Origin of the sequence: Agrobacterium leguminum, from assembly GCF_015704895.1 — a bacterium.
GTDB lineage: Bacteria > Pseudomonadota > Alphaproteobacteria > Rhizobiales > Rhizobiaceae > Agrobacterium > Agrobacterium leguminum.
Genome location: NZ_JADQWB010000007.1, coordinates 26,450 through 49,164, shown reverse-complemented (window position 1 = coordinate 49,164; position 22,715 = coordinate 26,450). Strand labels below are relative to the sequence as shown.

Annotated in this window: 19 protein-coding genes; 3 read left to right on the top strand and 16 right to left on the bottom strand. The window is 61.5% G+C overall.

From position 1 onward, the window contains the following. Positions 1-10 precede the first annotated feature (10 nt). Genes nikE through I3J13_RS12520 form a run of 3 tightly spaced genes read right to left on the bottom strand, consistent with a single transcriptional unit; the run spans position 11 to position 3,571 of the window. On the bottom strand, positions 11-1,657 hold the full coding sequence (nikE, locus tag I3J13_RS12530) for a nickel ABC transporter ATP-binding protein NikE (protein WP_196379001.1): 1,647 nt from the start codon (positions 1,655-1,657) through the stop codon (positions 11-13). Positions 1,658-1,661: 4 nt separating this feature from the next. Continuing rightward, positions 1,662-2,543 (bottom strand): ABC transporter permease, encoded by an 882-nt coding sequence (locus I3J13_RS12525; RefSeq protein ID WP_020813268.1) that lies wholly within the window; start codon positions 2,541-2,543, stop codon positions 1,662-1,664. Continuing rightward, positions 2,543-3,571: an ABC transporter permease gene (locus I3J13_RS12520; protein ID WP_059753288.1), complete on the bottom strand. Its 1,029-nt coding sequence runs from the start codon at positions 3,569-3,571 to the stop codon at positions 2,543-2,545. The genes I3J13_RS12525 and I3J13_RS12520 overlap by 1 nt, the downstream gene beginning before the upstream one ends. Positions 3,572-3,707: 136 nt before the next feature. Here I3J13_RS12520 and I3J13_RS12515 point away from each other — a divergent pair, with 136 nt between their 5' ends. Next, a complete protein-coding gene (locus tag I3J13_RS12515; RefSeq protein WP_196379000.1) occupies positions 3,708-6,059 on the top strand; it encodes a helix-turn-helix transcriptional regulator in 2,352 nt (783 codons plus the stop codon). A 3-nt stretch (positions 6,060-6,062) separates the two neighbouring features. Here the strand turns inward: I3J13_RS12515 and I3J13_RS12510 are convergent, their stop codons facing one another. The 10 genes from I3J13_RS12510 to I3J13_RS12465 are packed head-to-tail and all read right to left on the bottom strand — an operon-like array spanning position 6,063 to position 16,965. Continuing rightward, positions 6,063-6,773: a ribonuclease activity regulator RraA gene (locus tag I3J13_RS12510; RefSeq protein ID WP_020813265.1), complete on the bottom strand. Its 711-nt coding sequence runs from the start codon at positions 6,771-6,773 to the stop codon at positions 6,063-6,065. A 34-nt stretch (positions 6,774-6,807) separates the two neighbouring features. Next, positions 6,808-7,605: an NAD-dependent epimerase/dehydratase family protein gene (locus I3J13_RS12505; RefSeq protein WP_196378999.1), complete on the bottom strand. Its 798-nt coding sequence runs from the start codon at positions 7,603-7,605 to the stop codon at positions 6,808-6,810. 9 nt (positions 7,606-7,614) lie between these two features. After that, a complete protein-coding gene (gene araD / locus I3J13_RS12500; protein ID WP_196378998.1) occupies positions 7,615-9,339 on the bottom strand; it encodes an L-arabinonate dehydratase in 1,725 nt (574 codons plus the stop codon). A 37-nt stretch (positions 9,340-9,376) separates the two neighbouring features. After that, on the bottom strand, positions 9,377-10,456 hold the full coding sequence (locus I3J13_RS12495; RefSeq protein WP_196378997.1) for an ABC transporter ATP-binding protein: 1,080 nt from the start codon (positions 10,454-10,456) through the stop codon (positions 9,377-9,379). Positions 10,457-10,478: 22 nt separating this feature from the next. Continuing rightward, positions 10,479-11,522, bottom strand: a complete 1,044-nt coding sequence (locus I3J13_RS12490; RefSeq protein WP_142780490.1) for a carbohydrate ABC transporter permease — start codon at positions 11,520-11,522, stop codon at positions 10,479-10,481. Continuing rightward, positions 11,515-12,483, bottom strand: coding sequence for a carbohydrate ABC transporter permease (locus I3J13_RS12485; protein ID WP_196378996.1), 969 nt, complete (start codon positions 12,481-12,483; stop codon positions 11,515-11,517). Before I3J13_RS12485 ends, I3J13_RS12490 begins: the two co-directional genes overlap by 8 nt. A 57-nt stretch (positions 12,484-12,540) precedes the next feature. Then, positions 12,541-13,812: an ABC transporter substrate-binding protein gene (locus I3J13_RS12480; RefSeq protein WP_196378995.1), complete on the bottom strand. Its 1,272-nt coding sequence runs from the start codon at positions 13,810-13,812 to the stop codon at positions 12,541-12,543. Positions 13,813-13,833: 21 nt separating this feature from the next. Then, positions 13,834-14,907 (bottom strand): Gfo/Idh/MocA family protein, encoded by a 1,074-nt coding sequence (locus I3J13_RS12475; RefSeq protein WP_196378994.1) that lies wholly within the window; start codon positions 14,905-14,907, stop codon positions 13,834-13,836. Continuing rightward, positions 14,904-15,920, bottom strand: a complete 1,017-nt coding sequence (locus tag I3J13_RS12470) for a Gfo/Idh/MocA family protein (RefSeq protein ID WP_196378993.1) — start codon at positions 15,918-15,920, stop codon at positions 14,904-14,906. Before I3J13_RS12470 ends, I3J13_RS12475 begins: the two co-directional genes overlap by 4 nt. Further along, positions 15,913-16,965 (bottom strand): Gfo/Idh/MocA family protein, encoded by a 1,053-nt coding sequence (locus I3J13_RS12465; RefSeq protein ID WP_196378992.1) that lies wholly within the window; start codon positions 16,963-16,965, stop codon positions 15,913-15,915. The genes I3J13_RS12470 and I3J13_RS12465 overlap by 8 nt, the downstream gene beginning before the upstream one ends. A 103-nt stretch (positions 16,966-17,068) precedes the next feature. On the opposite strand from I3J13_RS12465, the gene I3J13_RS12460 reads away from it, so the two are divergent. Both I3J13_RS12460 and I3J13_RS12455 read left to right on the top strand, forming a co-directional pair. Next, positions 17,069-17,782 carry a GntR family transcriptional regulator gene (locus I3J13_RS12460; protein ID WP_035240481.1) on the top strand — a complete coding sequence of 238 codons (714 nt, stop codon included), beginning with the start codon at positions 17,069-17,071 and terminating at the stop codon, positions 17,780-17,782. A gap of 33 nt (positions 17,783-17,815) precedes the next feature. Beyond that, the gene (locus tag I3J13_RS12455; protein ID WP_196378991.1) at positions 17,816-18,736 is read left to right on the top strand and encodes an SMP-30/gluconolactonase/LRE family protein; all 921 of its coding nucleotides are present in this window, start codon (positions 17,816-17,818) and stop codon (positions 18,734-18,736) included. A gap of 24 nt (positions 18,737-18,760) precedes the next feature. Here I3J13_RS12455 and I3J13_RS12450 read toward each other — a convergent pair whose 3' ends face one another. Genes I3J13_RS12450 through I3J13_RS12440 form a run of 3 tightly spaced genes read right to left on the bottom strand, consistent with a single transcriptional unit; the run spans position 18,761 to position 22,678 of the window. Continuing rightward, complete coding sequence (locus I3J13_RS12450) at positions 18,761-20,074, bottom strand: HlyD family type I secretion periplasmic adaptor subunit (RefSeq protein WP_196378990.1); 1,314 nt, start codon at positions 20,072-20,074, stop codon at positions 18,761-18,763. Next, positions 20,061-21,908, bottom strand: coding sequence for a type I secretion system permease/ATPase (locus I3J13_RS12445; protein WP_196378989.1), 1,848 nt, complete (start codon positions 21,906-21,908; stop codon positions 20,061-20,063). Before I3J13_RS12445 ends, I3J13_RS12450 begins: the two co-directional genes overlap by 14 nt. 14 nt (positions 21,909-21,922) lie before the next feature. Continuing rightward, entirely contained in the window at positions 21,923-22,678 is a 756-nt protein-coding gene (locus I3J13_RS12440; RefSeq protein ID WP_196378988.1) for a calcium-binding protein, read from the bottom strand. Positions 22,679-22,715: the final 37 nt, after the last annotated feature.

Genomic DNA, 22,715 nt, shown 5'->3' with positions numbered 1-22,715 from the left:
TCCTCTTTCATCAATCGGTCGTTTTTACGAGGAAACGCATGCGCTCTTCCTCGGTCACGGTGGGTTTGAGACGTTCTTCCTCGTCGGTGACGACGGGGATGGCCGCGATCAGGGCGCGGGTATAGGGATGGGCCGGCTCGGCAAAGACCGCCGACGTCACGCCTTCCTCGACAATCTCGCCGCGCAGCATGATGGCGATGCGCGAGCAGAAATTGCGCATCAGCGACAGGTCGTGCGAGATCATCAGATAGGTGAGGCCAAGCTCCTCGCGCAGCTGCAGCAGAAGGTCGATCACCGTCTTCTGCACGGAGACATCGAGCGCTGCCGTCGGCTCATCGAGGATAAGGATTTTCGGCTCGGCCGCCAGCGCACGGGCAATCGCCACGCGCTGCTTCTGGCCGCCGGAAAGCTCATGCGGATATTTGCCGAGATAGGATTGCGGCAACCGCACCAGCCCCATCAGTTCCTGCATGCGGCTTTCCCGCGCCTGCCCATCCATGCCGATGGATTTCAACGGCAGGGCAAGCGTCTGTTTCACCGTGCGCTTCGGATTGAGCGAGGTGCCCGGATTTTGATAGACGATCTGCGTCAGCCGCTTGCCGCGCTCAGGCGCTGGGGCGTCAATGACAAGATTGCCGGAGGTAGGACGCGAAAGGCCCATGATCATGCGCGCAACCGAGGTCTTGCCGGAACCGGATTCGCCCGCAAGACCAAAAACCTCGCCCTGCTTCAGCGTCAGGTTCACGTCGCGCACGGCATGGTAGCCATTGCGCCTGCCGTAAATCTTGTTCAGAGCTTCGATGGTGATGATCGGCTGCCGCGTGCTTTGCGTGAGGTCCGTGACGCGTGGGCCATAGAGCGGCGGCACCGCATCCAGCAGCGAACGCGTATAGTCCTTGGCAGGGCTATGCAGGATTTGCGTGCAGGGACCGGTCTCGACGATATCGCCGTGATGCATAACCACGACCCTGTCCGCCACCTTGCGCACGACGCCAAGATTGTGGGTAATCATCAGCAGCGCCATGTTTTCTTCGGCAACCAGCTGGTTGATGAGGTTGAGGATTTCATCCTGTGTCGTCACGTCGAGCGCCGTGCCCGGCTCATCGGCGATCAGGAGCTTCGGCTGGTGCAGCAGGGCAAGCCCGATCAGCACGCGCTGGCGCATACCGCCCGAAAGCTCGGACGGATAGGCATTCATCACCCGCTCGGTATCGGCAAGCTGTACTCGGCGCAGCACCGCCGCTATGCGGTTGCGACGCTCTGCCTTGGACGAGTTGACGCCGTCGCGCTTGTCGGCAAAACGCATGACATCATCGAGATGCGTGCCGATCTTGAAGACCGGATTGAAGGACGAGAGCGGGTCCTGCATGATCAGCGAAAACGCCGTGCCCTTCAGCGCCTCACGCTCCCTGCGCGACATGGACAGCACATCCCGGCCATCGATGACGATCGCGCCGGAGGTGATCGCGGCATTTTTCGGCAAAGTGCCGATGATCGCCTTGGCGGTGACGGACTTGCCCGATCCGGTTTCGCCGATCAGCGCCACGCGTTCGCCGGCGGCAACCGTGAAGGCAACATCGCGCAGAACCTGCCGCGTGCGGCCGTAATTGGTGAAGGTGACGTTGAGGTTTTCGACCTTGAGAAGCGGTTCAGTCATGGCCTTAGCTTTCCACGTCGAACATGTCACGCAGGCCGTCGCCCAGCAGGTTGAAACCCAGCGTCACGTAAAGCACGGCCGCACCGGGGCAGAGCACTTCCCACCAGAAATCCGGCATGAACTGGCGCCCGTCGGCAACCATCGATCCAAGGTCAGGGGTCGGCGGTTTGACGCCGAAACCGAGGAAGCTCAGCGTCGCGCCGAACAGGATGACAAAGGCGGCATCGAGCGTGGTCTTGACCGATATGACCGAGACGCAATTGGGCAGGATTTCGCGAAAAAGAATGTGCAGGGGGCCGGCACCGGCAAGACGCGCCGCCTCGATATAGTCTTCCGAGGCGATGGACTTCGACACCGAATAGATCAGCCGCGCATGCCAGGTCCACCACAGCAGCGTGATCGCGATCATGGCGTTCATCAGCGTCGGTTCCAGGAGGTTGGAAACCGCGAGCGCCATGACAAGCGGCGGCATGGCCAGCATCACATTCGTCAGGCCGCTGATGAGCTTCTCGGTCCAGCCGCCGAAATAACCGGCGATGAGGCCAAGTACGGTGCCGACCGGCACGGAAATGCCGAGTACGCCGATGACGAGAAGCAGCGAGACCCGGAGCCCGAAGATGGTGCGGGAGAAGATATCGCGTCCGGCCTTATCGGTGCCGAACCAGTGCTCCAGATCCGGCGGCATGTGGCGGGCACGGAAATCGACGACCGCACCGATATGTTTGGGATAGGGCGTGAGCCATGGCGCGAAGACCGCCAACACCAGCACCGATAGGAGGATCAGCGAGCCGATGACGGCTGCCGGATTGCGGCTGAAGCGATACCACATCATGTAACCGGCGCTTAGGCCGCGATCGGTGGGTTCGAGCATTTTCATATCAGCCATCAGCGAGCCTCCTTGCGGCGCAGGCGCGGGTCGATGATCGAGATCAGAACATCCACGATCAGGTTAGCAACGATGAAGAACAGGCCGGCCACCAGCACCACGGCGGTCACGGCATTGAGGTCTTTCTGCAGGATGGCGTTCAGCCCGTAGGAAGCGAACCCGCCCCAGGCGAAGACCATCTCAATCACGAAGGCATTGCCGATCAGCGACGCGAATTCGAGACCCATGATCGTCAGCGGCGCGATGGAAGAGAGCTTCAGCAGATAACGGAAGATGATGACCCTCTCCGGCACGCCGAAGCTCTGCAGGGTCAGCACATGGTCCTTGCGCTGGTTCTCGATCATCGAGGAGCGGGTGATGCGGGTGATCTGGCCGATGCCGGCCATGGAAAGCGCAAAAGCCGGCAGTGCGAGATGCTTCAGCGCATCGAGCACGACGTCGAAACGTCCGGCCAGCGTACCGTCGATCAGGATGAAGCCCGTCGGGCCGCCCTGCCAGCCAAGCCCATGGTCGAGCCTGCCGATGATCGGCCAGCCGGAGAGAAACCGGGCGGCCAGCAATTGCAGCGTGATGGCGAAAAGAAAGCTTGGGATCGTGACCCCGGTAAGCGACAGGATGCGACCGATATGGTCCAGCGGTCGATCGCGGTAATGCGCCGTGATGACGCCGAGCGGGATGGCGACGGCAAACATGAAGATGACCGAGACCAGCACCAGCTCCACGGTGGCCGGAACGGTCTGCGCCAGATCGGTAGTCACCGGGCGTTGCGACACCAGCGAGAAACCAAGATCGCCATGCAGGGCATTGCCGATATAGTCGAGATATTGGACGGCAAGCGGCTTATCGAGACCCATCTCGCCGCGCAGCGCATCCACCTGCTCCTGCGTTGCCGCAGGACCGAGCGCCATGCGGGCGGGATCGCCAGGCACCACGCGGGCCAGCACGAAAATCATGATGGACAGGGCGATCATGACCAGCACGAAGGTGCCGAGCCTGTTCAAAATCGCGACCAGCGGATGTTGCTGCATCGGTGGAACGTTCCTTGTGCATCGGTTGCGTGAGCACAAGTTTTCACCACATGTCCGTTTGAACAATTGCCGAAAGGTATAGTTTTTTAAAAGATGAGTATAGGTTTTTAAGATTAAATCCCCTATCCCTTTGCGAATGACGCTCCTGCCCCGCACCCGCCTCTGCCGCCGCATCGCCAGCGAAACCGCCGGCGTGATCTTTCTGCGGGCGCCTGCGGGTGCGGGAAAAAGCGTGCTATTGGAAATGCTCGCAAAAGAGCTCGGCACCGAGGTGTGCCGCACGCACCAGCCGCGAAGCGACGAGGCCGCGAATGGTTGCCTCCTGTGGGACGTGCCGGTTTTCGCACGGGCGGCGCGCATGCCGGCCGCCATTCTGGAGGCGGTGCGCTTGGTGGTCATAGCCTGCCGGCCGGATCAGCGGATCAGCGGACTGGCCCGGCAAATCCTGCATCGCGGCTCGCTCACCATCGGGCCGAATGAACTGCTTTTTGGTGCGGACGGGGTGGAAGACCTGCCACCTGAGCAGAAACGTCTCGCACTCCACGACTATGCGGGTTGGCCGGCTTTTCTGTCACTGGCGCGTCTTCCGGATGAAACGCTGTGTGCCGACTATCTGCGGGAAAACTACCTGCCGCATCTTTCTCCCGCCCAGACGGTTGAACTTTCGTTCTGGCTGGAAAACCCGTCTGCGGAGCCCGAGGCGGACTGGACCGAACTGCTGCCGCCTTTCCTCACCGGAAATCCCGAAAACCACCCCACGCTGATACGGCTTCTGAGCGTGGCTGCACGGGAACGTCTCGCTACCCTGCAGGCCGGCAGCGCCGTGGTGGAGGTCGCATCGGCTTTCGAAAAGGAAGGACGGGCGCTTGCGGCCATGGCGATGCTGCTCGACCGCGGTTATGAGACCCATGCCGCGCAAATCCTGGAACGCGCCCATGGCCGCGAACTGATCTACAGGAGCAGCGTCGACAGGTTTCGCGAGATCATCATGCGGTTTTCGCAGGATATGATCGCAACGAATGAAACCGTGCTCTTCGCCGTTACCCGCGCCCTGCTGAAACAGGGTGAGTTGCAGCGCGTGCGCCATCTGCTCGGCAAAAGCCTCGGATCGGACTACCTCGATCCGCTGAAGGTGCTTGCCCGGGGTTCACGGTTTTCCTTCGCCGCACGCACCTTCCGACTGAACCTGATGATTGCCGAGGACCTGACGCCCAATGACGCGGTGATAACCCGTCTCGCCGAGTTCATGGCCGACTACCCCATGGACGACCACGGCAAATGGGCGGCCTATTACAATGCGCTGCTGGAATTCGAAATTCGTCGCCGCAATTTCCGCGAGGCGGAGGCGGCCGCCGCCCGTGCGCTCATCTATCTGCGCAAGATGGGCGGTCAGCCGCTGCTCGAATTTTTCATCCATCTGCACCAGATCGTGCTGCGGCTGATGAGCGGCGATGTGCTTCTGGCCCGTCGAGCGGCGCAGGAGGCGCGTGCGCGGCTGGAACAGGTGCCGCATGATGCCGCCCAGGAGTTCCGGATGCTGCGGCTGGCGGAAGCCTGTCTTGCCTATGAGGCGGGAAAACCGCGCGACTTGCTGCATTTCGTCGAACATGAATTCGATCATTTCGCTGCGGCCGAGATATGGCCGAGCCTGATGCAGTTCGCTCTGCACTATGCCTCGCAGGTGCTGATCGATCATTTTCCGATGACCGTGCGCCCCGGTTTTCTCGACGGTCTGTGGATCCATCTTTCGGAAGGGCTGCAATTTCATGCGATGATGGAAATCAGGACGGCCATCGCCTATCAGAACGCCAACCGCTGGGCGGATGCGGCCGCGACGCTTTCGGCGATCCGCATGCCCATGGGCCGCAACTGGGTAGAGAGCGCGCATGAGGATCTTTCCCGGCTGACGCGCCGCGATGAGATCGCCTATGTGATGGCCTGGCTACGCGATGCCGTGCATCTTTTCACGCCGCGTGCCTATCTCTCCCGCCAGATCGACGCGATGATCGCCAATCCCAAGGTCACCAACCGCGAAAAGGTCGCGCTGCGAATCTGGCAGAGCTACGCCGCGCACCAGCGCCGCGACAACGCCGCCGCCCGCGCCCATATCCTCACCGCCATTGAATCCGCGACCCGCCTTGGCTGCAGCGGCGTCCTGTCGGAGGAGCGCATCTTCCTCTCACCGCTCCTGAACAATCGCCGCATCCGCAGTTTCATCGAAACCTCGTCCGATGTCCGCACCGCGCTGTCGATTTTCGCCGCTTCGGTGAATTCGCCGCAGGCGCGCGCCCTGCATGGCGGGCTTTCACAGCGGGAGGCGCAGATGCTGCAACTGCTGGCCAGTGGCATGTCAAACAAGAAGATTGCCCAGACGCTCAATATCTCGGAAGTGACGGTGAAGTTTCACCTCGGCAACCTGTTCCGCAAGCTGGATTGCAAACGCCGCGCGGAGGCGATCTGCGCGGCGAAAGCACTGGGTTGGCTGTAAGGTTCAGCGGTTGTTCTTCTTGCGCCATTCGGCAAAAGCCGTCTGGTGCTCCTCCTTGGTGCAGGGGTAAAGCCCGATGATCGTCTGGCCGGCCTTGACCTGCTCCACCACGAAATCCTCGTAAGCCGTCATTTCCACCGCCTCGGTCGCGACGTCGTCGGCAATGCCCGCAGGGATGACGATGACGCAATCGGCGTCACCGACGATGATATCGCCCGGAAACACGGGCGCATCGCCGCAGCCAATCGGACCGTTGATCTCGATTGCCTCGTGTTTGGTGAGGTTAGTGGGGCTGGAAGGGCGGGTGTGGTAGGCCGGAATATCGAGCTCGGCAATGGTAGCCGCATCCCGGAAACCGCCATCGGAGACGATGCCGGCACCGCCGCGAACCATCAGGCGGGTCACCAGAATATCGCCGGCCGAGGCGGCGGTCGCATCCTTGCGGCTGTCCATGACAAGCACATGGCCCGGCGGGCATGTTTCGATGGCGACGCGCTGCGGATGGGCGGGATTGCGGAATTCAACAAGCTGGTTGCGGTCTTCGCGGGCCGGCATGTAGCGCAGGGTAAAGGCCGGGCCGACCATATTCTTGCCCTTGTAGCCCAGCGGGCGCACACCCTGAATGACCTGGTTGCGCAGACCCCGCTTGTAAAGCGCCGTCGCCAGGGTAGCGACGGAAATCGTCAGCAGTTTTTCGCGCGTTTCATTGTTCATGTCTGTCTCCTCGCAATGGGCGGATGGGTGTGTTTCAAGTCCGGTGAATGGGCTCGTCTGTGAAGATACCGCCCTGATATTTTGCGATTGCGGCCTCAGGATCGGGGCGCGGCACATCGCGTTCGATTTCCGCACGGTAGCGCGCGGCATTGTCGCGGCGCTGCCAGCCGAGAAAATCGACATGGGAATTATCCCACCAGCTGTCGTCATTGGCGGAAACGCCCCAGATGACCGGGCAGCCGAGTTTCTGCACGCGGAAGGTGGCCTCGATCAGCGAGACGAAGTCGCCGTAGCTGAGCCAGGTCGACAACATCCGCCAGTTCGAGGGCTTTTCTTCGCACGACCCTATACGGACGATGGCCGTCTCCTGGCCGAATTTGGAATGGTAGAGGCTTGCCATGGCCTCACCGAAAATCTTCGAGACACCGTAAAGGCCGTCCGGCAGGAAAGGTGTTTCCGGCTCGAGCTGCTGTCCCTGCGGATAATAACCGATCGTGTGGTTGCTGGAGGCGAAGAGAATGCGCGGCAGGCCGTTTTGCCTCGCCGCCTCGTAAAGATTGTAAACGCCGCGAAGATTGGCGGCCTCGATGGGATCAAAAGCCTTTTCCACCGAAATGCCGCCGAGATGGACGATGCCGTCACAGCCCTTCACCAGTTCATGAACCGCCGTCTCATCTTCGAGCCGGCAGTGAAAAAGCTCCTCATGGGGGGCTGCCTCCCCGAGATCGACGACGTCCGAAAGGCGGATGGTCTCGGAGATATGGCCGAGCCGTCCGCGCAGCATGCTGCCCAGCTTGCCGCCGGCGCCGGTGATGAGCAATCGCTTTAACATGTCGCGTCCTTAGAAAATATCGGGCTCGCCGGCGGTGCGGCCGAAATCCGTCTGCAGGAAGTCGAAATCGCAACCTTGATCGGCCTGGGTGACGTGTTTGGAGAAGAGATAGCCATAACCGCGTTCATAACGTGGCGCGGGCGCCTGCCAGGCGGCGCGGCGGCTGGCGATTTCCTCTTCGCTGACCAGCATATCGAGACGACGTTGCGGCAGATCGAGGCGCACGATATCGCCGGTCTTCAGGAGCGCCAGCGGGCCGCCGACGAAGCTCTCCGGCGCGACATGCAGCACGCAGGCGCCATAGGAGGTGCCGGACATGCGGGCATCGGAAATGCGCACCATGTCGCGGTGGCCCTTCTTGATCAGCGCCTTGGGGATGGGCAGCATGCCCCATTCCGGAAAACCGGGACCGCCGAGTGGGCCGGCATTGCGCAGCACCAGCACATGATCCGGCGTGACATCGAGGTTTTCGTCATCAATCGCCTTCTTCATCTCGGGATAGCTGTCGAAAACCAGCGCGGGGCCTTCATGGATATGGTATTTCGGATCGCAGGCGGCAGGCTTGATGACGGCGCCATCCGGGCAAAGATTGCCGCGCAGCACCGCAAGCGAGCCCTCCGCATAGACGGGATTATCCAGCGAGCGGATGACATCGTCATTGTAGACCTTCGCACCCTCGAGGTTTTCGCCCATGCTGCGGCCGGTCACGGTGAGCGCCGAACAGTCGAGACGGCTTTCCAGCTGCTTCATCAGTGCGCGCAGACCGCCGGCATAATAGAAATCCTCCATTAGATAGTCTTTGCCGGACGGGCGGACGTTGGCGATCAGCGGCGTGACCCGGCCAAGCTCGTCCAGCTCATCGAGCGTCATCGGCACGCCGGCGCGGCGGGCCATGGCGATCAAATGCACGACGGCATTGGTGGAGCAACCGGTCGCCATGGCGACGATGGCGGCATTGCGAAACGCGGTCGCGGTCAGGATACGGTCCGGCGTCAGCTCCTCGGCCACCATTTCCACGATACGCCGGCCGCAACCTGCCGACATGCGCTGGTGTTCGGCATCCACCGCCGGAATGGAAGAGGCACCCGGCAGGGTGAGGCCAAGGGCGTCGGCGATGGCGGTCATGGTCGAGGCAGTGCCCATGGTCATGCACACACCGGCGGAGCGGGCGATGCCGCCCTGCACGCCGCGCCATTCCTCGTCCGTGACATTGCCGGCACGGCGCTCGTCCCAATATTTCCAGGCATCCGAACCCGAACCCAGCACCTTGCCGGCATAGTTGCCGCGCAACATCGGGCCTGCCGGCAGATAGATCATCGGCACGCCGGCCGAGATCGCGCCCATGACGAGGCCGGGTGTCGTCTTGTCGCAACCGCCCATCAGCACCACGCCGTCGAGCGGATGCGAGCGGATCATTTCCTCCGTCTCCATCGCCAGCATGTTGCGGTAGAGCATCGATGTCGGTTTGGTGAAGCTCTCATCCACCGAAAGCGACGGCATCTCGACGGGGAAACCGCCAGCCTGCAGCACACCGCGTTTCACATCCTGTACGCGCTCGGGAAAATGCGAGTGACAGGTATTCAGCTCGGACCAGGTGTTCAGGATACCGATGACGGGTTTGCCGACAAAATCCTCCTCCGCATAACCGAGCTGCATCATGCGTGAGCGGTGGCCGAAGCTGCGCAGGTCGTCGGGAGCAAACCAGCGGTCGGAACGGAGTTTTTTATCGGTCATGTCAATGGTCCTGCGTTGCGGGTTGCGCCAAAGGCTGTCAGTCCTGCCGGAGCGTCAGCCCGCTCGTCGTATCGAAAAGATGGATATGTTCCAGCGGCGCCGACAGGCGGATGACTTCGCCCGCCGAGGTCGAGGTCTGACCTGAAAGGTGCAGCGTCACCGGAGTGCCGTCGCCGAGATTACCATAGAGATAGGATTCCCCGCCCAGCTGTTCTGCAGTGCGCACAGACATGGTCAGTGCGCCGCCCTCACCCGGCTGTACATGGTTCGGCCGGATGCCCAGTGTCACCTTCTGGCCGGGCTTGTAGGAAAAGCCGGTCTGCGGCAGCGGGATCAATTCGCCGGTCGCGATCTTCAGCGACGGCGCTGCATCCGAAGTCACTTCGCCGGCAAAGAAGTTCATCTTCGGCGAGCCGATGAAGCCCGCCACGAAGAGATTGGCCGGACGGTTATAAAGATCCAGCGGCACGCCGAATTGCTCCAGCTTGCCGGCGCGCAGAACGGCGATCTTGTCGGCCATGGTCATGGCTTCCACCTGATCGTGCGTCACATAGATCATGGTATTGCCGAGACGCCGGTGAAGACTGGAAATCTCACCGCGCATGTCGACGCGCAGTTCCGCATCGAGGTTGGAAAGCGGCTCGTCGAAGAGGAACACACGCGGTTCGCGCACCACGGCGCGGCCGATGGCGACGCGCTGGCGCTGGCCGCCCGAGAGATCCTTGGGACGACGCTCCAGCAGCTGGTCGATCTGTAGCATCTTGGAAACCTGGGAAATCTTTTCGGCGATATCCTTCTTGGAGGTGCCGATGTTCTCAAGTCCGAAGGACAGGTTTTCACGCACCGTCATATGCGGATAAAGGGCATAGGACTGGAACACCATGGCAAGGCCGCGATCTGCGGCCGGAACCGTGTTGACCACGTCGCCGCCGATGACGATATCGCCGCCGCTCAGTTCTTCGAGACCGGAGATCATGCGCAGCAGGGTCGACTTGCCGCAGCCGGAAGGACCGACGAAAACACAAAACTCGCCGTGCTTGATATCGAGATCGACACCCTTGATGACATCGAGGGCACCATATGTCTTTTTGACCTGACGAAGCTCTATACTTGCCATTGTCGTGTTTCCTCCCTCAGGATTATTTGCCGCCCGTCGATGCAATGCCGGTGGCGATGTATTTTTGCAGGAACATGAAGACCAGCGCGATCGGGGCGAGTGTCAGCACCGTCATGGCCAGAAGGTTGCTCCATTCCGTCGTCATCTCCCCCTGGAAGGAGTTGAGCGCCAGTTGCAGGGTGAAGTTGTCGTTGCGCGTCAGCACGATCAACGGCCAGAGGAAGTCGTTCCAGCGCCACATGATCGCAAGGATCGCAAGAACGGCAAGCGCCGGGGCCGAAAGCGGCAGGATGATGCGCCAGTAGATTTTCCACTCGCTCGCCTTGTCCATGCGGGCGGCATCGAGGATTTCATCCGGGATCGTCAGCATATATTGCCGCAGCAGGAAGACACCTGTGGGTGTCGCGGCTCCCGGAATGATGACGCCCCAGAGACTGTTGATCATGCCGAGTTGGCTGGTGATGAGAAACAGCGGCACCAGCACGACGGTCTGCGGGATCATCAGCGTGCCGACAACCAGCGCCAGCACCACACCCCTGCCCTTGAACTGGTATTTCGAGAGCGCGAAGGCCGCCATGGAATTGACGATCAGCATGATGATGGTTGACGTCACCGTGATGAAGGTCGAGTTCCAGAAATAGAGCGGGAAATTGAAGCGCTGGAAAAGCTCTGTGTAGTTTTCAGTCGCCAGCGCCACTTTTTCAGCCGGCTTCAGCTCGTTGAACGGCATCTTCAGGACTTCGCTTGGCTTGGCGGGGTCAACCACCTGGGCCACGAGACCGATGCGGCGGACCATGCCGAACTTGCGGCCATCCTTGTCCACGTAGGCCGGCAGCGGCGCTGCCTGCCCATCCACCACCACGGTTTCCTGCGTATAGGGCAGGAGGCGCGGCGGAAAGCGCTGGAGATCGGCTTCCGTCTTGAACGAGGAGAGCACGAGCCAGACGACGGGACCGAACATCATAAGCACGGCCACGCCGAGATAGGCGTAGGACAACCAGTCGGTCCAATGCAGCTTGCCGTTTCGGCCGCGGGTACGGGTCAGAAATGCGCCAATCCTAGCCATCGACCTTGCTCCTGTTTGCCCGGAATTGCAGGGCGGTCAGCACCACCAGCACCACCGCGAGCAGCAGCGAAGCAGCAGCCGCCAGGCCGAAATTGCGGGGCGTCCCGGCAAAGCCGGTCTGATAGATGAACTGAATGATGAAGGTGGTCGCCGAGCCCGGGCCGCCACCCGTGAAGGCAAAGACTTCATCAAAGGTCTGCACGCCCTTGATGAGCGACAGGACGAGAACGACGAGCATGGTGGGCGCAAGCAGCGGCAGCGTGATGCGCCGGAAGATGCGCCAAGGGCTCGCCTTGTCGAGCTGCGCCGCCTCATAGACATCGCGCGGGATCGCCTGCAGCCCGGCCAGAAGAATGAGCGTGTAAAAGCCCATATGCGCCCAGACCGACAGGAACACCGACCAGCCGAAGGCAAGATTGGCTTCAAGCAACCAGTCGACCGAACCGAGGCCCAGACCCTCCATCGCTGCGTTGAGAACGCCGAAACGCTGGAGAATCCACTTCCAGATCAAGGCCACAACCACGGGCGACAGCAGCACGGGGAAGAAGAAGACGGCACGGAAGAACCCACGCGCCCGGATATCGCGGTTAAGCACGATGGCTGTGATCAGTGAAAAACCGACCATGAAACCGACCTGCAGCACCACGAAGAAAACCGTGTTCCAGACCGAGCGCCAGAACAGGTCGCGCTGACAGGAATTGGGTTCAAGGTAGTTCTGACAGGAAAGAAGGACCGAAAAGTTTTCACCGCCCACCGAAGGGCGCTCAGAAAGCAATATGTGTTCGCTGCCGGTCACGGAATAGGCCATGTTCAGCACGATCGGCAGAAAGGCGAAGACCGCAAACAGAATCAGGTTGGGTGTAAGAAACACCCAGGCGATCCGCCGGTGGCCGAGAACCTTCTGCAGGAAGGCGAAGGGCAGTTCGACGATGCCCATGACGGGCGCAAGAAATTTATACATGAGGGTCCTCCTTCGATCCGGCGCGGCGCGGCATGCGCCGCGCCGGAAGGCGATGGATCACTTCGCCTGTTTCAACGCTTCCTCGAGGTCCGTCTTCGCGCGGGCCATGGCTTCATCGACGGTGCTTTCACCGACGATGGCCTGCGTGATGCGCTGGACGGAGATGTTGAACATGGCGCGATTATTCTTGTAACCCTGATAGGTGTAGGCAATCGGGCTGAGGCCAGGGATCTGGTCCAGCCAGGCGTTCATGGCCTTCTGCGTCGCCGGCGTCGCACCCGTATAGGTCACGCCCTTGTCAGCCACGGCCTTGTGGGCCGGAACGTTGCGGGTGCGCACGGTGAAGTCGAGATAATTCTCGTCCTGAGCGAGGAAGTTCAGGATATCGGCAACGATTTTCGGGTTCTTGGTCTGCTTGAAGCCGACAACGCCGGTGCCGCCCGGCATGCCAGTGCAGGCAGCGCCGCCGCAGGGCTGCGGCACGACTTCCCAGTCGAAAGCATCGCCGACCTGGCTGTCGAACCGCGCCGTCTGCCAGCTGCCCGAGTAATAATATACGAGCTGGCCGTTGATGAATTCCTGCGCGGCATCGCGATAGGTATTGCCGCCCTGCCCGGCCCAGACGTCACGCGCCATGGTGCCGTCCTTGTTCCACTCCACGAATTTCTTCACGAAGGTCGTGAAGCCTTCATCGACCAGAATTGGCTTGCCGTCCGCATCGAAAATCTTCGCGCCGTAGGAAATGGCCGGACCGGCAATGCGGTGGCCGGAACGGTCGATGGCCATCGGGTATGGCGTGCCGGTTGCCTTGGCGACGGCACTTGCAGCCTTCGCCCAGTCGTCCAGCGTTGCATCCTTACCGGGTACGGCGACATTGGCCTGATCGAACAGGGTGCGGTTGATGAAGGCGCCGGTGATGGTGAGCTGGGTATGCATGCCGTAGATGCCCTTGTCGTCGGGGCCGCTGCGGTACCATTTCAGCACGTTGGAGAAATTATCTTCCCAATATTTCGCGTCCACATAGGGCGTGAGATCGAGATAATAGCGGTTGAGACCGCCAAGGTCGGTCACGGTTGCGAAATCCGGGCCGCTGCCGCCGGCGAGCTGCACGGGCAAGCCTTCCAGCAGCGCCTTGTAGGGCACGACGTCGGTGACGATCTTCACGTCCGGATGCTGCTTTTCGTAACGCGCGAGAATGTCTTTCAGAATTTCGCAGCCGTTGCCGTCATAAGCGCAGGTGAAGCGCACTTCCTCAGCCGCCTGGGCGGCGCCTGCAAAGGACGCCGCGCCAATGGCGAGCGCCAATGCCATGCTGTATTTACCGATCATCTCTTTTCCTCCCTTAGATGATTATGCGTTGGCGGATGCGCGCGGAGCCCAGCCCTTGATCCATTCGCCTTCTGCGGCGTCGGACAGGCGAACCGGCTTTCCTTCCCGCACCGAGCGGTAGATGGCGGTGACGAGTTCGATGGACTGCAAGCCATCGTTCACAGTCACTTCCTTGCCGCCGCGTCCTTCCATCGCGTCGGCAATGGCTTCGACAAAACCGGCAAAGCCGTTTTCGCCATCGGCCACCGTCGCCAGAACGGCGTCGATCTGGTCCTGCGTGGTCGGCGCACGGGCGATGAAACGCCATGTGTCTTCGGCCGGGCGATAGGGCAGCGTGCCGCTCTCGGCGGTGAAGCCTTCGAAGCAGAAACGCAGGCGGGACGTATCTTCGGCGGCACCGAGCGTCACCGAGCTCGTCGCCAGCGCACCGCTTTTCATGCGGAAGCTGAGCGCCGCGCAGTCTTCGGTTTCGATCTTGTTGACGCGCGTATCGGCCATGGCGAATACTTCGTCGACCGGGCCGAGAACGTGGCAGAGAAGATCATGAGCGTGTATGGCGTGGCCGAGAATAGCGCCGCCGCACTCGCCCTTCCACGTACCGCGCCACGGAATGTCGTAATAGCTGGCGCCACGGTTCCAGTGAACTTCCGAACTCGCGACGAAAGCCTTGCCCGCAAGGCCGGCATCGATGAGCGCGCGAAGCTGCCGCATCGCATGTCCGAAACGGTACTGGAAGACCGGAAACACGCCACGGCCGGTCTTTTTGACGGAGTCGATCAGCGCATTTGCCTCTTCAAGCGAGCGGACGAGCGGCTTTTCGCAGACCACATCCTTGCCCGCCGCGTGCGCCTTCAGCGTCACGGGGAAATGCAGGTGCGGCGGCAGGCAGACGTCGATGAGCTGGATGCTCTCATCGGCCAGAATCTCATCGAGATCGGTTGTCAGACGGATGGACGCATCCTCACCCGCCACGGAGCGGGCGCGCTCCAGATCGAGGTCGCAGATCGCCTTGACGACGAAGCGCTTCGGCAGGGCCCGATAGCCGCTTAGATGCTGGGCGCCGATGCCGGCGCCAATGATGGCAACACCGATCATTTCGAAGCTCCCTCGGCCTTGGCCTGCGCCTGCAGCGACAGGTCGCATACCTTGAACACATGCTCCTGCGTCATCGCCGTTTCGGTGCGGTTGCGGATGTCGTCGCACAGGCGGCCGAAATAGGGCAGGCCGGCACCGGAGGCGTCGATATATTCGCAGCGGTCCCCATTCACGAGAATGAGACGGTCGGTGCCTTCCTTGTTGCCGACATCGACATATTTACGCAGCTCGATGTAGCCCTCGGTGCCGAGGATCGTGAGGCGGCCGTCGCCCCAGGTCGGCAGCGCATCGGGCGTGTACCAGTCGACGCGGATATAGCCGTGGCCCTTGTCGCCGCGCAGCACCACTTCGCCGAAATCCTGCAGGCCCGGATCGCGCGGGTTGGCATAGTTGGCAACGGTGGCAGCCACGATCTCCACTTCGGTCGAACCGGTGAAGAACATGAACTGGTCGATCTGGTGGCTGGCGATATCGGTGATGATGCCGCCATAGGCCTCGCGCTCGAAGAACCACTTCGGGCGGATCTGGCGGTTCAGACGATGCGGGCCGAGGCCCACGGTCTGAATGACGCGGCCGATGGCGCCCTGCGCAACGAGTTCGGCCGCCTTGGTCACGCTCGGAACTTCAAAACGCTCGGAGAAATCGACGGTCCAGATGCGCTTGGTCTTTGCCACGGTCTGGCGAAGGCGATCGAGCTGTTCGAAAGTGGTGCAGCCGGGCTTGTCGGACATGACGTCCTTGCCCGCTTCCATGGCGGCGATCGCCAGATCGGCGCGCTTGGAAGGAATATCAGCGATCACCACGAGATCGACGGTGCCATCGGCAAGCAGAGCCTCTTTCGATGCCGCGCGCGGCACGGTCGGGAAGCGCTTGACGAAGCCTTCCACCACGTCGGGTTCGCCTTCGGTCCACCAGCCAGCGAATTCCGCGCCGGCGTCCAGCAGGTTCTGGGCCATGCCGAAAATGTGCCGGTGCTCTATGCCGAGAGCGACGAACTTGATTGCTTTAGTCATCCTGCAGTTCCACTTCCTTGCCGGTGTCGGCCGAGTTGATGATCGCGTCGATCAATCTGTGAGACAAAAGAGCCGCTTCACCGGTGACGACCGGGGCGCGCCCTGAGGAGATGGCGTCTGCGAAATCTTCGAAGACGCCCTGATGCCATTCATGCGTGAAAGCCATGGGGTCGCCGCCGCCGCCGGTGCCGGATGCCGCGCCGCCAAAGGTCTCCTGCCGGCCATCGCGCCAGTCGACATGCAGGAGGCCCGAAGCGAGCCGCAGGCTGGCATTGTCGAAATGCAGGACAATCGATTCCGGAGCGCCGGGAAAACTTGCGGTGCTTGCCACCAGCGAGCCAACGGCGCCATTTTTGAAGCGCAGGCCGGCCGCGACATAATCCTCGGTTTCCATGCGATGAAACCGCGTCGCCGCCGCCATGGCCTGAACGCGCGAGACCGGCCCGGCAAGGCTCAGCGCCAGATCGATGGCGTGGATTGCCTGGGAGATCAGAACACCGCCACCGTCGCGTGCGAGGGTGCCGCGGCCGGGTTCATCATAATAGGATTGCGCGCGCCACCACGGCACGGAAATTTCGCAAAGACCGAGCGCTCCGAGCGTCCCGTCATCGACCAGTTCACGGGCTTTTTGCGATGCAGCCCGCATGCGGTGCTGGAAGATGATGCCGAGCGTGACGCCGGCCTCACGACAGAGGGCGACAAGGCCGCCGGCTTCCTGCGTGTTACGGGCGACGGGCTTTTCCATCAGAATGTGTTTGCCCGCCTTTGCGAGCTGTCCGACGATATCGACGCGGGCATTCGGCGGCGTTGCGACGATGGCGAAATCGACATCCGCATCGCGCGCGGCTTCCTCGACCGAGGAATAAACGGCGACATCGTATCCGGTATGTTTCGACGCTTCGGCGGCCAGCGCCCTGGCGCGGCCGGAGCCGCCATCGACTAAACCCTTCAGGCGAATTTTTTCCGGACTTGCCGCACAGGCGAGCACATGCGTCTTCGCCACCATTCCGGCGCCAACAATGACGCAGGTCTTGATATTTTGCATTTCGGGAGCCTCCTTCCCAATACGCAATCATTTGCATACCGGTATGCCGGTTGTCAACAGACTTGTGTTCCGGTATACCGGTTATGAAAACGCTGGAGGGTATATGCCGAAAATTCCCGTAACAGGTGGCACCGTGCCGACAATGGAACGACTGGACCTTAACCGTCCGGTCGTGGACCAGATCTATTCCGCGCTGAAATCGGCCATCCTGTCCCGGGAGCTTTTTCCCGGCCAGGCGGTTTCGGAAAACGAAATCGGACAGTTGTTCAATTCCAGTCGAACGCCGGTGCGCGAAGCGCTGAGCCGCCTGCGGGATGACGGCCTGATCGTCACCCTGCCAAGCCGCGGCACCTATGTCTCCAGATTATCGGAAAAGCACATTCGCAGCGCGCAATTCATCCGCGAGGCGCTGGAGGTCGCTGCGGTTTGCAGGCTGTGCCAGATCGGCATAACGGCGGAGGCCGAGCAGGAGATCGAACACGCCCTCACCGGCCAGCGCGCAGCCATGCACCGCGGGGACAGAAAGGCTTTTCGTGTGCATGACGACCAGTTCCACAGCGCGCTTGCCGCCGCGACGGGGCTTGAGAGGCTGGAAACGCTGTTGATCCGCGAGAAGGCGGGGCTGGACCGCCTGCGCGCGCTCGCCATCACCGACGAGGCGCATATGGCGCGACTGCTCTCCGAACATGAGGCGGTTTACGATGCGATCAAGGCCGGGGACGAAGCCCGTGCGACCGATGGTTTGCGCAAGCACCTGAGACGCGTTCTCGGCATTCTTTCGCAGGTTTTCGAGAACCACCAGGACTATTTCGAATAATTCCGCGCCATCATCTTCAACGGTTCGAGCATCATGAATACGGCAAATCCCGAAAAAGCGCTTGCCATGTCGCAGGCGAAACTTCTGTGCGACACGATGAGCACACTTGCGGAATCCCCCGTTTGGGATGAGCGGCGACAGGTGCTTTTCTGGTGCGATATACTCGGCGGGACGGTGCGGTCCGCAGCGCTTGAGCCCGGTCTCTATCGCGAATGGGCGTTTCCCCATACGGTCTCGAGTCTCGGTCTCTGTCAGAACGGCGACCTCATCGTCGCCTGCGGCATGGATATTGTCATCCTCAATCCGGAGAGCGGCGAAACACGCCTTCTCCACTCCCTCCCGTCACCGGACGGCATTCCCTGCCGGCTGAATGACGGACGGATCGGCCCCGACGGCGCCTTCTGGGTGGGAACCATGCATAATGTGCCACTCGCGGACATGGAGCCCCATGGTGAACTCTGGCGGATCACCGAAAAAAGCGCCGAGCGCATGCAGACCGGCCTGACATGCCCGAACGGCCTCGCCTTTTCCCCGGACGGCTCCATCATGTGGCAGAGCGATTCCGTCCAGAAATGGATACGCCGGCGAAAATTCGACAGCAGGAACGGCACATTCGATGAGGGCGTGCTGGTGGCCCGGATGACGGAAGAGACGGGAAGACCCGATGGCGGCTGTCTCGACAGCAGCGGCACCTATTACAGCGCGGGCGTTTCCGCCGGCCTGTTGAACGTTTTCACGCCCGATGGCAAGCATGCGGAGGTGCTCGCAGCGCCCGTCCCGCACCCCACCATGCCGTGCTTCGGAGGACCTGATTTCAGCATCCTTTTCCTGACATCGCACCGCCACAACATGTCTGAAGACCGGCTGGCGAAAGCACCATTTTCGGGCGGTGTCTGGGCGATCCCGACACGGACGAAAGGCTTTGCCGCCTTCCGTTTTGGCGAAGGTGGATAGAGCCCGGAAACCGGACCCAGATTCCTACTCCTCACGGAACGCGCGGCTGATCTGGTCGGTCAGCGGTTTGGTGATATAGGACAGCGCCGTCCTTTCGCTGGTCTGAATGAACGCCTCGGCCGGCATGCCCGGCACCAGCGGCGCATTGTTCAGCTTCTGCCGCTCGGAAACCGGCACGGAAATCCGCGCCAGATAATAGGAGAGACCGCTGCGCTGATCGGTGGTGATATCCGCCGCGATGCGGCTGACATGGCCTTCCAGTTCCGGCGTGACACGCTGATTGAAAGCGGTCATGCGTAGCATGGCCTTTTGCCCCACCTGAAGCTGATCGATATCCTTCGGCACGATCTGCACCTCCAGCGCCAGCTCGTCTCCGTCAGGCACGATGAGCATGATCGGATCCGCCGGCGTCACCACGCCGCCCACCGTGTGCACGGCCATTTCATGCACCACGCCGGATTGCGGCGCGACGATATCGATGCGCTTCAGCTCGTCTTCGGCGGCAACCTTGCGCTCGACGAATTCACCCATCTGCGCCTGTATTTCCCGCAGTTCCCGCCCGACCTCGGTGCGCAATTCCTGATCGATCTGCAGGATTTGCAGCCTGGTTTCGGTAATGCGCCCCGCCGTCTGCGCCTGATAGGCGATTTTTTCGCCGCGCTCGCCGCCGAATGTCGCGGCCTGCGTCTGCAGGCTGTTCAGCCTCTGCACCGAAACGATACCCTGTTCGCGCAGGGATTTCTGCGAGGTGATTTCAGCCTCCAGCACGGCAAGGCCGTTATCATAGGCGACTTCCTGCGCCTTCAGCCCTTCGATCTCATGTTCGAACTGGGTGATGCGTTCGGAAAGCTGTGCTTTACGCCCTTCGCGATAGGATTTGCGGAATTCGAACAGTTTGGTCTCGCTGCGCATGGCGGAGGCGACATCGGCATCGTCTTTTCGCGCCATCAGCGCCTGCGGAAAAACGAGCTCCGGCAGATCGTCGCGCTCGGCCTCCAACCTTGCCATGCGCGCATTCAGCTCATCCAGACGCTTGGTCACGATGGCGAGATTGGCGCGGGTCTGGGTCGCATCAAGGCGCATGACCACATCCCCGGCCTTCACCCTGTCGCCCTCATTCACCAGAATTTCACCGACGACACCACCGCTCGGGTGCTGCACCTTCTTGCTGTAGGAATCCACAACCAGGTGGCCGGAGGCGACAACCGCGCCGGCAAGATTGGTCGTCGCAGCCCATCCGCCGACACCGGCCAGCAGCGCCACACCCGCAGCAAGGCCGGCAACAAGATGTTTGCGGATGGAACGGGACACATGTCTGCGCTGATCAATGTTTGACATCCGCATCTCCTTCCTGGCTGTTCTCTTCACGGACGTCTTCCAGCACCAACGCCTGCGGCTGGGTATTGGCGACGACGCGCAGCGGCGAGATCGTCTGGGCGGATGCGGTAAATCCCTTGGCCGCCTGCGCCTGCGGAACGCGCAGTACCTTCGAAAGCACCTCGTCGCGCGGGCCGAAGGCCTTCATCCGCCCCTCTTCCATCATAAGAATGAAATCGACAGCACCGATGGCACTCGGCCGGTGGGCAACGACGACGGCAATACCGCCCCGCGCCTTGACCGAGGAAATCGCCTTGACCACGGCGGCTTCGCCTTCCGCATCGAGATTGGCGTTGGGTTCGTCCAGCACCACGATGAAGGGATCGCGGTATAGCGCACGGGCAAGGCCGATGCGCTGGCGCTGCCCGGCGGAAAGCGCCGAACCCGCCTCGCCGATATCGCTGTCATAACCCTTTTCGAAACGCAGGATCAGTTCATGCGCGCCCGCAGCCCTGGCCGCCGCGATGATGGCGTCAGGATCGGGATTATCCTCGAAACGGGAGATATTTTCACCGATCGTGCCATCGAACAGCTCCACGCCCTGCGGCAGATAGCCGATATGGCGGCCCAGCGCCTCACGGTCCCACTGCTCGAAACTTGCACCGTCCAGCCTTACCTTGCCGGCCGCCGGCATCCACGCGCCGGTGAGAATGCGCGCGAGCGTGGATTTGCCCGAGCCGGAGGGGCCGATGACGCCGAGCGCGTTTCCGGCGGTCACGATGAAGCCAAGCCCGGTGACGGTCGGTTTTCTTTCCCCCGGCGGAACGATGGTGACGTTTTCGACCCGCAGTTCCTTTTCAGGCTTCGGCAGGGCCATAGCGGCGGCATTGGCCGGCATCTGCGCAAAAAGCTCCCTCAGCCGCGCCCAGCTCTGCCGGGCGGCCACGAAGGACTTCCAGTTGGAAATGGCGAGATCGACGGGCGCGAGCGCCCGGCCCATCATGATCGAACTGGCGATCATCACGCCGCCGGAGGCCTCCTGATTGATGACGAGCCAAGCGCCGACCGCCAGAATGGCCGATTGCAGCACGACCCGCAAAGACTTCGCGATGTTGCCGAGACCGCCGGCCACGTCGCCCGCCTTGCGATTGGCGGCGAGATACGCCTCGTTGGAATTTTGCCAGCGTTTTCCGAGCCGGCCGCCAAGCCCCATGGCCTGCACGACTTCGGCATTGCGGCGCGAGGCCTCCAGTTGCCGGTTGCGGGCCATATTCTCGACCATGGTGTCGCGGATCGGCTTCTGCGAGAAGATATTGGTGAGGATCGTGAGGGAGACAAGCAATATCGCGCCGGCAAGCGCCGTCACGCCGATCCAGAAATGAAACAGAAAACATATGCCGAGATAAAGCGGCATCCACGGCAGATCGAAAAAGGCGGTCGGCCCGGTGCCGGAGAGAAAACCGCGCACATTATCGAGATCGCGCAGCGGCTGCAGACCGTCGCCCGGCATGCGGTTGACGAGCGGCAGACGCACCACCGCATCATGCACCCTGCCGGAATAACGCATGTCGAAATCTTCACCGATGCGGATCAGAACGCGGGCGCGGATGATATCGAGCAGGCACTGGAAGCCATAAAGGCCAAGCGCGAGAATGGCGAGCCCGATCAGCGTCGGCAGGCTGCCGCTTGCCAGAACCCGGTCATAAACCTGCAGCATGAAGAGCGGCGACGTGAGCGCGAGTATATTGACCACGCCGCTGACCAGCGCAACGCCGAGAAATGTGCTTTTAAGGGGCGAAACAACCGCCGCAGTGAGGGACTGCGGCGGCGTCTGCTGGTGGTTTTGAAAGCCCACAGCCTGATTTTCCTTTACGCGGCAAGCGCCGATGCGCTGGCGAAAATGAAGTCCGATGCGTCGAGTACGCTGGAATCTACACCAACGAGGGTGATAGTGTCGCCACCAAAAATGTTTTCGATGACAGCATCGCCATTTGTATTGTTGCTGATGAAGACATCGTCAATGCTCCCGGAGCCCCAAGCGGAAACGTCCAGTTTGTCCGTACCGTCCTGGTAGCCGTAGGTCCCGGTGGGACCGGCCTGCACCACATCATTGCCGCCGGAGAATACGAACGTATCTGCACCAGCAAAGCCTGTCAGGGTGTTGGAGGCCGTCGTATCCTCGATCACCGTGCCGGTGGCGGCAAAGTAATCATAGAAGCCGGCCAGCGAACCGAAGCGGGCAAGCTGGTAGACGGCGAGATCGAGAAGATCGCGGGCACCGGCGAGCGAATAGGCGCTGTCGGGATCGATCAGCAGTTCCTGCTGGCTGACGGCGATGCCGCTGGTGGACTGGCTGTAGCCGGTGCCCAGAACGATGCTGTCGACCGAACCCGTCAGGTTACCCTGGGAGTACTGCAGAGCGCCGCTCATGACGATGCCCTTGCCGCCGGTGCTGCCATCGCCCCACGCCTCATAGGTCGTGTTCGGATCGATGGTGGTGGTGGCGAGAGAGCTGGTCTGAGCGTCGTAGAACGCACCGTAGGTCGAACCGAAACCGCTCGTCCAACCGTTGAGGTAGCCGATCAGATCGGAGGAAGACTGCGTCAGTTGAATTGTGGTAGCCATAGGTGTACTCCTTTGCTGGCCAATATCGATACCTTCG

Excerpts from the sequence above, each read along its gene's own strand:
- I3J13_RS12465 (WP_196378992.1), bottom strand. The coding sequence starts at position 16,965 with ATGCAAAATATCAAGACCTGCGTCATTGTTGGCGCCGGAATGGTGGCG.
- nikE (WP_196379001.1), bottom strand. The coding sequence starts at position 1,657 with ATGACTGAACCGCTTCTCAAGGTCGAAAACCTCAACGTCACCTTCACC.
- I3J13_RS12525 (WP_020813268.1), bottom strand. The coding sequence starts at position 2,543 with ATGGCTGATATGAAAATGCTCGAACCCACCGATCGCGGCCTAAGCGCC.
- I3J13_RS12475 (WP_196378994.1), bottom strand. The coding sequence starts at position 14,907 with ATGATCGGTGTTGCCATCATTGGCGCCGGCATCGGCGCCCAGCATCTA.
- I3J13_RS12450 (WP_196378990.1), bottom strand. The coding sequence starts at position 20,074 with ATGTCAAACATTGATCAGCGCAGACATGTGTCCCGTTCCATCCGCAAA.
- araD (WP_196378998.1), bottom strand. The coding sequence starts at position 9,339 with ATGACCGATAAAAAACTCCGTTCCGACCGCTGGTTTGCTCCCGACGAC.
- I3J13_RS12470 (WP_196378993.1), bottom strand. The coding sequence starts at position 15,920 with ATGACTAAAGCAATCAAGTTCGTCGCTCTCGGCATAGAGCACCGGCAC.
- I3J13_RS12515 (WP_196379000.1), top strand. The coding sequence starts at position 3,708 with ATGACGCTCCTGCCCCGCACCCGCCTCTGCCGCCGCATCGCCAGCGAA.
- I3J13_RS12485 (WP_196378996.1), bottom strand. The coding sequence starts at position 12,483 with ATGTATAAATTTCTTGCGCCCGTCATGGGCATCGTCGAACTGCCCTTC.
- I3J13_RS12460 (WP_035240481.1), top strand. The coding sequence starts at position 17,069 with ATGCCGAAAATTCCCGTAACAGGTGGCACCGTGCCGACAATGGAACGA.
- I3J13_RS12440 (WP_196378988.1), bottom strand. The coding sequence starts at position 22,678 with ATGGCTACCACAATTCAACTGACGCAGTCTTCCTCCGATCTGATCGGC.
- I3J13_RS12480 (WP_196378995.1), bottom strand. The coding sequence starts at position 13,812 with ATGATCGGTAAATACAGCATGGCATTGGCGCTCGCCATTGGCGCGGCG.
- I3J13_RS12455 (WP_196378991.1), top strand. The coding sequence starts at position 17,816 with ATGAATACGGCAAATCCCGAAAAAGCGCTTGCCATGTCGCAGGCGAAA.
- I3J13_RS12520 (WP_059753288.1), bottom strand. The coding sequence starts at position 3,571 with ATGCAGCAACATCCGCTGGTCGCGATTTTGAACAGGCTCGGCACCTTC.
- I3J13_RS12510 (WP_020813265.1), bottom strand. The coding sequence starts at position 6,773 with ATGAACAATGAAACGCGCGAAAAACTGCTGACGATTTCCGTCGCTACC.
- I3J13_RS12505 (WP_196378999.1), bottom strand. The coding sequence starts at position 7,605 with ATGTTAAAGCGATTGCTCATCACCGGCGCCGGCGGCAAGCTGGGCAGC.
- I3J13_RS12490 (WP_142780490.1), bottom strand. The coding sequence starts at position 11,522 with ATGGCTAGGATTGGCGCATTTCTGACCCGTACCCGCGGCCGAAACGGC.
- I3J13_RS12495 (WP_196378997.1), bottom strand. The coding sequence starts at position 10,456 with ATGGCAAGTATAGAGCTTCGTCAGGTCAAAAAGACATATGGTGCCCTC.